Origin of the sequence: Zhongshania sp., from assembly GCF_041623545.1 — a bacterium.
Taxonomy (GTDB): domain Bacteria; phylum Pseudomonadota; class Gammaproteobacteria; order Pseudomonadales; family Spongiibacteraceae; genus Spongiibacter.
In genome coordinates this window covers 1-8,223 of record NZ_JBFJWS010000139.1, presented here as the reverse complement: position 1 = coordinate 8,223, position 8,223 = coordinate 1, and the positions used below count along the sequence as shown (strand labels likewise).

Annotated in this window: 8 protein-coding genes; 4 read left to right on the top strand and 4 right to left on the bottom strand. The window is 52.3% G+C overall.

The annotated features are described in order from the left end of the window. On the top strand, positions 1–1,377 hold a 1,377-nt coding region (locus ABYT30_RS12310; RefSeq protein ID WP_373096738.1), incomplete at its 5' end, for an SDR family NAD(P)-dependent oxidoreductase. 237 nt (positions 1,378–1,614) lie between these two features. On the opposite strand, the gene ABYT30_RS12305 is transcribed toward ABYT30_RS12310, so the two are convergent. Continuing rightward, positions 1,615–2,316: an FKBP-type peptidyl-prolyl cis-trans isomerase gene (locus tag ABYT30_RS12305; RefSeq protein WP_373079018.1), complete on the bottom strand. Its 702-nt coding sequence runs from the start codon at positions 2,314–2,316 to the stop codon at positions 1,615–1,617. Between the two features lie 206 nt (positions 2,317–2,522). Between ABYT30_RS12305 and ABYT30_RS12300 the strand changes: the two genes are divergently transcribed. Next, positions 2,523–3,290, top strand: a complete 768-nt coding sequence (locus ABYT30_RS12300; RefSeq protein ID WP_373079015.1) for a hypothetical protein — start codon at positions 2,523–2,525, stop codon at positions 3,288–3,290. Here ABYT30_RS12300 and ABYT30_RS12295 read toward each other — a convergent pair. After that, positions 3,287–3,808, bottom strand: a complete 522-nt coding sequence (locus ABYT30_RS12295) for a TIGR02444 family protein (protein WP_373079013.1) — start codon at positions 3,806–3,808, stop codon at positions 3,287–3,289. The two genes, ABYT30_RS12300 and ABYT30_RS12295, sit on opposite strands and share 4 nt — an antisense overlap. Positions 3,809–3,841: 33 nt before the next feature. On the opposite strand from ABYT30_RS12295, the gene ABYT30_RS12290 reads away from it, so the two are divergent. Next, positions 3,842–5,725 (top strand): ATP-binding cassette domain-containing protein, encoded by a 1,884-nt coding sequence (locus tag ABYT30_RS12290; RefSeq protein WP_373096737.1) that lies wholly within the window; start codon positions 3,842–3,844, stop codon positions 5,723–5,725. 26 nt (positions 5,726–5,751) lie between these two features. On the opposite strand, the gene ABYT30_RS12285 is transcribed toward ABYT30_RS12290, so the two are convergent. Then, positions 5,752–6,414 carry a glutathione S-transferase family protein gene (locus ABYT30_RS12285; RefSeq protein ID WP_373079009.1) on the bottom strand — a complete coding sequence of 221 codons (663 nt, stop codon included), beginning with the start codon at positions 6,412–6,414 and terminating at the stop codon, positions 5,752–5,754. 201 nt (positions 6,415–6,615) lie between these two features. Between ABYT30_RS12285 and ABYT30_RS12280 the strand changes: the two genes are divergently transcribed. Beyond that, entirely contained in the window at positions 6,616–7,233 is a 618-nt protein-coding gene (locus ABYT30_RS12280; RefSeq protein ID WP_373079006.1) for a class I SAM-dependent methyltransferase, read from the top strand. A gap of 82 nt (positions 7,234–7,315) precedes the next feature. Here the strand turns inward: ABYT30_RS12280 and ABYT30_RS12275 are convergent, their stop codons facing one another. Then, the gene (locus ABYT30_RS12275; RefSeq protein ID WP_373079003.1) at positions 7,316–7,984 is read right to left on the bottom strand and encodes a 2OG-Fe(II) oxygenase; all 669 of its coding nucleotides are present in this window, start codon (positions 7,982–7,984) and stop codon (positions 7,316–7,318) included. Between the last annotated feature and the right edge of the window lie 239 nt (positions 7,985–8,223).

Genomic DNA, 8,223 nt, shown 5'->3' with positions numbered 1-8,223 from the left:
GAAGAGCGCATTATCGTCAAGCGCTCACTCGCCGATTGCTTTGCCTACCTACGCGACTTTTCAACGATAGAACAATGGGATCCCAGCGTAGTCAGCGCTAACAAACTCAGCCCTGGCCCCGTCGCCCTCGGCTGCAAATATCAGCTCGAGCTAAAGTTATTCGGTTCTCAGCACGTTACTATGCACTACACCCAGCTTGCGCTGAAAGAACAAGAGCTTCTTGTATTGCAGGGCCATGGCGTCAATTTTTCGGCCTTGGACACTATGTCTTTCGCGGCATTGGATGCCAATACCACCGAAATTAATTATTCGGCTAAATTAGAGTTCACAGGCATATCGCAAGGAATTTTATTCCTGCTGAAACCAATGTTGAACCGTGTAGGTAAAAACGCTGCCGCGGGTCTAAAACAGGCGCTTGAAGTTCCCGCCGCGCCACTGCCGCGATTGCAAGATAGCATCGCCGATCACCTTATACTTCCTGCGGTGATTAACTTTGGACGCAGGGGTTATTTTCAGCAACCGCGAAAATCTCACGCAAGCCGCATGGACGGTAAAATAGTTGCCATTAGCGGGCCCACTGCCGGACTTGGCCTTAGCGCCGCATGCGAGCTTGCTCGGCTCGGTGCAACACTTATTTTAATCGGCCGCGATAAAGTGCGCCTAGCGCACTCGGCCAAGGAGATAATGGCTTTCAGCGGCTGCGCCAAAGACCGGCTTAATTTCTACGAGGCCGATTTTTCCCTACTCGAAAGCACCGCGAAAGTAGCACGCCAGATCAGCGCTGATTACCCCAAAATTGACGTCCTTATTAATAATGCCGGTGCGTTATTTAACGAGCGGGAAGTGACAAATGAAGGCGTTGAACGCAGCCTTGCCGTTAATTTCCTCGCGCCAATGCTACTGACAAAAATACTCAATCCTAGCTTGCACAAGGACAGCCGCGTGATCAACGTGGTCTCCGGAGGGCTTTATACCCAAGGTCTCAACATCAGCGACATGCAGTATAGCGAGAAGCCCTTTAACGGCAGTAAAGCCTACGCCCGCGCCAAGCGCGCACTACTTACAATGAGTAAGCACATGGAAACGGTCGCCACTGTTTACAATATGCACCCTGGCTGGGCCGCGACGCCCGGCTTAGCCAAATCACTCCCGACATTCAATAAAGCCCTGCGCCACCAACTCCGCGACGGCCGCATGGGGGCTGACACTATGGTCTGGTTGGCCTCAGCGCCCGAATTGGCGGACTACCAACACGTGAGGCTATGGTTTGACCGGCAAGTCCATGCCGAAGCAGTGCTGCCCGGTACCGCCAGCACCGAACAAGATATCGCCTCACTCCGCCAATGGACTAGCGAGGCCCTGTCCCAGTACCTGTAATGTGTAAATTGTGGATGATTTCCTACACGCAATGACGCTAATTGCCGATATTTTGGCCCGACCAAAAGCGTAAACTGATCACATCACGGATGACACTGGTGCGAACAAGGATGTACTGCACCGCCAGCTGCACCTCGCGTCGTCGCTTTCTGTTATAGCTCCCTGAATTTGCCTGCCTATCAATGCATAGGCAAAAAAAAGCCCCGACTAGCGGGGCTTTTTTATACTACCGACAAATTACTCAGCGCCAGCAATCTTAATCAACTCAACATCAAACACCAATGCAGCGTTTGGACCAATCATTTGGCCCGCACCGCCAGCACCATAGGCCAACGCTGGTGGAATAAACAACTTCCACTTAGAACCAACCGGCATAAGCTGTAAAGCTTCTGTCCAGCCGGGGATCACGCCGCCCACTGGGAAGCTCACGGTCTCGCCGCGCTGGTAAGAACTGTCAAATACCGTACCATCAAGCAGAGTACCGTGATAATGCACTTCTACAGTGTCATCCGCCGTCGGCTTATCGCCTTTACCTTCAACCAAAACTTGGTACTGCAGGCCACTTTCAGTCGTCACAACACCTTCAACACTGCCATTTTTGGCAAAAAAGGCTTCCGCTTCCGCCTTGTTCTTGCCGCCAGCCGCTTGTGCTTCTTCCTGACGCACCGCTAATTGCTTCTGCTGGTAGGCCTGCAAGGTACTCATAATTTCCTCTTCGGTCATTTGCATCTCGCCACCGGCCATCGCATCACGCACACCGGCGCTAAAGGCATCGACGTCAAGAGGGAGGTCATCACCAAAGCGTGCGCCGATATTTGCGCCTATGCCGTAACTTACTTTGCCAATCTCGGTACCTAAATCAGCTTTTGACGACTTATCACCACCGCAAGCCGTTAGCAGACCACTCATTATCACCGCACATACCAGTGTCTTATTCATGTAACTACCTTAATTTTATGGATAAAAAGAACCGTCGTGGATTCGACATGGGATATCAGACCGTAGTCTGCCACAAGCGTTCCAACAGACACAGAGGCAAGACCAATAAATACTTAGCTACACTGAGCATTACAGAGATAGATTCTCTGTGACAAGTTTGTATAATGAAGATTGATGTTATTTTAACCACTTACAGGGTTAATCGCATGGCGAGTAGCAATAATAACAAGGGCCTAGCAACAAATAGCCCAATAGCAACATTAAACCAACTGCAATCTGAGCTATATGGGCTTAGAGAAAAGCACATTCATGCTCTGGAAACAGCCCTGACTGCCCTTGAAAAAGAAGAAGACAAGCAAAAAGCGCAAATTGACAAGACCCGCGCCCATCTCAAGCAGTGCCAAGATCGCCTAAAAGACCCTAAAAATGCCAAACCTAGCGCCCAAGGTCGGCTAAAAGCCAGCTTAGCCAGCGCCCAGCGTAACTTTGACAGCGATCAGGCTGCCTTAGCACAACTGCGCGGCAGCATCATCGAGCAGCGTTTAGTCTTACGCAAAGAAAAAGCCGTTCTTAAAGCGATGCTCGAAACCGACAAATCGCTCAGTAAAACGGTGGCTAAGCCGGCGAGCAAAGCCAGCCCGACCAAGTCCTCCGCGGCGCCAGCAAAAGCACCCATGAAAGCGAAAGCATCTGCAGCCAAACCAACTGCAAAAGCCAAAGCCGAGCCAAAAGCAACTGTAGCTTCGGTAGACGTCGCCTCAAAATCATCGCCGCAAGCAGCAGCGAATGACACAATGGCAGAAATTAAATCTGAACTGGCTAAATCTGCGGCGGAAGTCAGCGCCGAGCCAGCGCCTAAGAAAGCTGCCACAATCGCCCCGAAGCCCAAACGCCGAGTTCGCAGAATGAGCGATATACCCAGCCACCCCGATAAGCCCGCCGACCGACTAGCTAGTCTTTTTGACGACTTTTAAGCCGCAGCCGCCAGCGACGCCGCCAATTCGCTTAGGCAAGCCGCCAATTTAATTTGCTCGCTACCTTTGTAGCTCCGCGCATACATTGTTAAATTGGCCATATAGCGGTTTTGGCTCTTGGGCTTGGCATTGCCGGAAAACGCAGCTAATTTCTGCGCTATAGCTTCAATTTGTAGTCGCTCTGCCGCGAGCTCTGCCGTTTTCAACGCGCGATAAAGCTCTTGCCGCTTAGGGCCCTCTGCTTTCCGGCGGAGCTCCCGCAGGGGAAGCACATAATCTTCGCGCAGCTCTGCCGACACCGAGACTAACTCCGCCACTTGCGCAGCCGACCAACAGCGCTCAGCGCACGCCCAATAACCCGCGGCCAATAGTAGGTTAACATCCAATTCATAGCGATCTTGCAAGACTAAACACTGGGCTTGGATTGCCGGTTGCGAGTACACTGCCAGCGCGTAATCCCAGAGCGAGTAATCTTGCAAGGCGCCTTGGGGTCGATCATCAACAAATTTTTCATCCATTAAGCAATACTCACGCTATAATCGCGGCCCATCATGATAGAACTCCTAAATCTCAGCTTACAACGCGGCGGCAAACCATTGCTAGAGGCCGTCGACTTGCGGGTTAATCCCGGTGAGCATATCGCCCTAGTTGGCGCCAATGGCAGCGGTAAATCCAGCCTATTCCAACTCCTCTGCGGCAAACTCGTCGCCGACAGCGGCGAACTGCGGCTACCTAGCAACTGGCAAATAGCGCAAATGCGCCAGGAAGTCGATGCCAGTGATCAGCCAGCCATTGAATACGTTATCGACGGCCACCACCGCTTTCGCGAAATTGAAGCCAGTATTGCGGCCTGCCGAGACGACCACCAATTAGCCGAACTCCACGGCGAGCTTGACCTCATCAATGCTTATCAGATTCGCAGTGACGCCGAACGCCTGCTCACCGGCCTTGGCTTTAAACTTAACGAGCTCGAAAACCCGGTCAATGACTTCTCCGGTGGCTGGCGGATTCGTCTCAATCTGGCCCAGGCACTGATGTGTCCCTCAGACCTGATGTTGCTAGACGAACCAACCAACCACCTCGATCTTGATGCCAGCATGTGGCTGGAGCAGTGGTTACAACGCTACGAAGGCACCTTGCTGCTAATTTCTCATGATCGCGACTTTATTGATGCCTGCTGCGACCACGTTGTGCACCTCGAACGCGAAACCCTGACCCGCTACCGCGGCAACTACTCAGCTTTCGAGCGCCAGCGTGGCGAACGCATGGCCCAGCAACAGCAAGCCTTTGAAAAGCAACAAGTTGTTCGCGCCCACATGGAAGACTTTGTGCGTCGCTTCCGCGCTAAAGCCACCAAGGCCAAACAGGCCCAGAGTCGCCTCAAGGCACTGGAGCGCATGGCAGATATTGCACCGGCACACATTGACTCGCCGTTTCGGTTTAAGTTTTACGAGGCCCAGCAATTCTCGGATCCGCTGCTCAGCTTGTCGCAAGCCGATCTCGGCTACGACAGCGCGATTGTTAAAAAACTGAACCTGAGTATTCACCCCAACACTCGGCTCGGTCTGCTTGGCGCCAACGGCGCGGGAAAATCGACGCTGATGAAAACCTTGGCCGGCAGCCTCAAGCCCTTACACGGCCAGCGCCAGCAGGGTGAGCACTTACATATGGGCTATTTCAACCAGCACCAGCTGGAGTCCTTGGATTTAGGGGCCAGCCCTATTTTGCAATTGCAACGACTGCGGCCCACAGCCCGCGAACAAGAAATTCGCAATTTTATCGGCGGCTTTAATTTTCACGGCAGTCATGCCGAGCAAAGTTGCGAAAACTTCTCCGGCGGTGAAAAAGCCCGCCTTGCCCTCGCCCTCATCGTTTGGCAGAAGCCAAATCTTTTGCTGCTCGACGAACCGACCAACCACCTTGACCTGGAAATGTGCCACGCCCTCACGACCGCCCTGCAAAATTTTGAGGGCGCAGTGATTTTGGTGTCCCATGATCGTCATCTGCTCCGCAATACCGTGGATGAGTTTTTACTCGTCGACAGCGGTAAAGCCGAACCCTTTGACGGCAGTTTAGAAGACTACCGCCACTGGCTGCTCAATCGTGATAAAAGTGCACCGGTAAGTACCGTCGAGGCAAGCGCACCTCTGGTCGACAAAAAACAAGCTCGGCAAGATGCGGCGGCCCGCCGCGCGCAGCTCGCGCCACTGACTTCAAAAATCAAAAAACTCGAACAACAAATGCACAAGCTGGGCGAACAAATGGCAGCCATAGAGGAGCAGCTTGCCGACATTAGCCTCTACGATGATGCTAATAAGAATAAGCTCAAGCAAACGCTCGCTGAGCAAGCTCAGGTGAGTGCTAAAAATGACGAAATCGAGGAGCAATGGCTGGCATTGCAGGAAGAGCTGGAGTTACTAGAGGCCGGGAGCTAATCCCGGCACCCGACTTACCGCGAAAATTACTTGCCCTTCACCGCCTGTAGAAACGCAGCCATACCCTCTTGGCTAGCCTTATCCAGCTGCGTGGATATTTCTAATTCCGCCATGCGCTTATTCCAATCGGCCATACCCGGCACCTCAGCAACAAGATCCCAACTATAAATAGCCTTCGCGCTCATGCTTGCCGTGATTAAGGCGTAACGCAGTACAATATCCGCCATGGTCATATTTTCACCAGCGACATACGGGCTATTCGGCAACTGAACCAAGGCCGCCAAGGCCTTGCAGCCCTTACTCAAGGTTTCCCGTGACTCAGCTTTAATTGCATCACTCACTACTTTACCAGCCAAAACCTCTGGAAACAGTCGACGCGCTGGCAGCTCGATATACAGCTCTGCCACCTTCATGATTTCGTTCACTTTCGCGCGCTGAAAAGCGTCGGTCGGCAAAAGCGGCTTTTCAGGGTAGGCGGCTTCTAAATAATTCAGAATCACGCTGGTCTCAGTCAAGCAGCCCTGCGCGGTTTCAATACACGGTACTTTGCCCATTGGGCTTTTATTGATATACGCCGGGTCTGCACCGGGAAATGTGGTCACTTCATCAAACTGCAGCCCCTTATAAAGCATGGCGTGTTTAACCATATTGAAATAATTACTCACCGCAAAACCGTACAATTTGAGCATGGCCCTTCCCTCTTGATTTAAATTTATTGCCGTCTATGAAAGACGGCAATGTTACCACCAGCAACATACACCATTGCCGTAAGCACTGCAGCAATGCCAAACTGACAAGATGGTAATTTGCTCGCTGCCTTGATATTGGCTATGGTTCGCTCCGTAATTGCCCGAGCAAACCCACTTTACCCCTCACCGATAGAGTAAACGATGACTATTGCGCTGCCCTTGGATATGACCGACATCAAAGGCTTTTTAGCCGAGGACGAAGCTGAGGCGCTCTACAACGCCGCGCTTAGTGTTGCGACGCGCGGCCCAGTACTGGAAGTCGGTAGCTATTGCGGTAAGTCCACGATTTATTTGGGCCTCGCCTGCCAGAAAAAACAGGGCGTGGTGTACGCCGTGGATCATCATATAGGCTCCGAGGAGCATCAACTTGGCGAAATGTTCCACGACCCCGAACTGTACGACGCCAGCGAAGCCCGCTTTGACACTTTTAAGGAATTTCGCCGCAACATCCGTCGCGCCGGACTGGAGGACACAGTAGTGCCCTTAGTCGCCACCTCAGAAGTCAGCGCCCGCCACTGGCAAACCCCACTGGCGATGGTATTTATTGACGGCGGCCACAGTCTCGATGCCGCACTCTGCGACTACCGTTGTTGGGCAACGCAGATAATGAAGGGCGGCATACTTGCCGTACACGATTTATTCCCCGCGCCAGAAGAAGGTGGCCAAGCGCCTTATGCGATTTACAAATTGGCCTTAGCCTCCGGTTTATTTGAAGAGATCGCGCGGGTTAACACCCTAGGCTTATTACGTCGCCTCTAATATTTTTTGAAATATTGGGAGTTCTGAATAGCCTCGATAGCGACGCCACGCCTGCTGAGCCCAGTAGCTATTCAGAATTACCCTAACGTGGCGGGTCGATATGTGGTCCTAGACTGCCATTCACCCGAAACCACCCGGCAACGCTATAACGCAAGCGACTGGCCGCGGTTACTTCATGGGGAAAGCGGTCGCTGAGGAACACCACCAAACTCCCCATCAACGGCGTTATTCTCGCGATCGGTTCTAGCGATGCAGCTTGGTCATCGCTGTACATAAGCAAGTGGCCGCCATCAGCCAATGCCCAGCCCGGATTCAAATAGAACACTGTCGATAGCACCCGATTGGTGCGGCCTTTAAAAGCATCGACATGCTTTTTGTAAAATGCGCCCTCGGTGTAACGTGAAAAATGCGCTTCGTAGTCAAACAAGCCCATAAACAAGCGCCGATTTAGCCCTAGCCTCAACTGTTCCATCCAAGCGAGGTAAGCCGCCTCGACTGGATCCTGCTGGGACAACCAGCGAATCTCGTCCTTGCGCACAAAGGGATTAACTTGAAACTCATCGGCACGGCCCACCCCCGCTGCCTGAAAGCCCGCATCTTCGAAGGAGGCAATACGCAGAAACATAGCTTCAGCAATGGCTGGCGGCAGCGCAAGAGGTATGACCGCATAGCCGGTCGCAACCAAAGCATCCGCTATTTGGTCGAAAACCAGCTCAGCATCCGGTGCCGCTACTAATAATTCCGCTGTCACGCATAGCCCCTCAGAAAAACCGCCTTTGTAGCGCCAATTGCGCCAGTCTGTCACCAATTAATTTGCTCTACAGCGTTTTATTTTCGCTTGCAGCCCACCACTCAGCCCCGCTGAATTTGCTGATCAAACTTAGCAACGTAAAAATGGCTTGTAAGCCTATGACATTCCAAACAAAATAAAGCCATTAGCCATAACATACGCCACTGCCATGTCTGCACAAACCGATTACGTAAAATGGT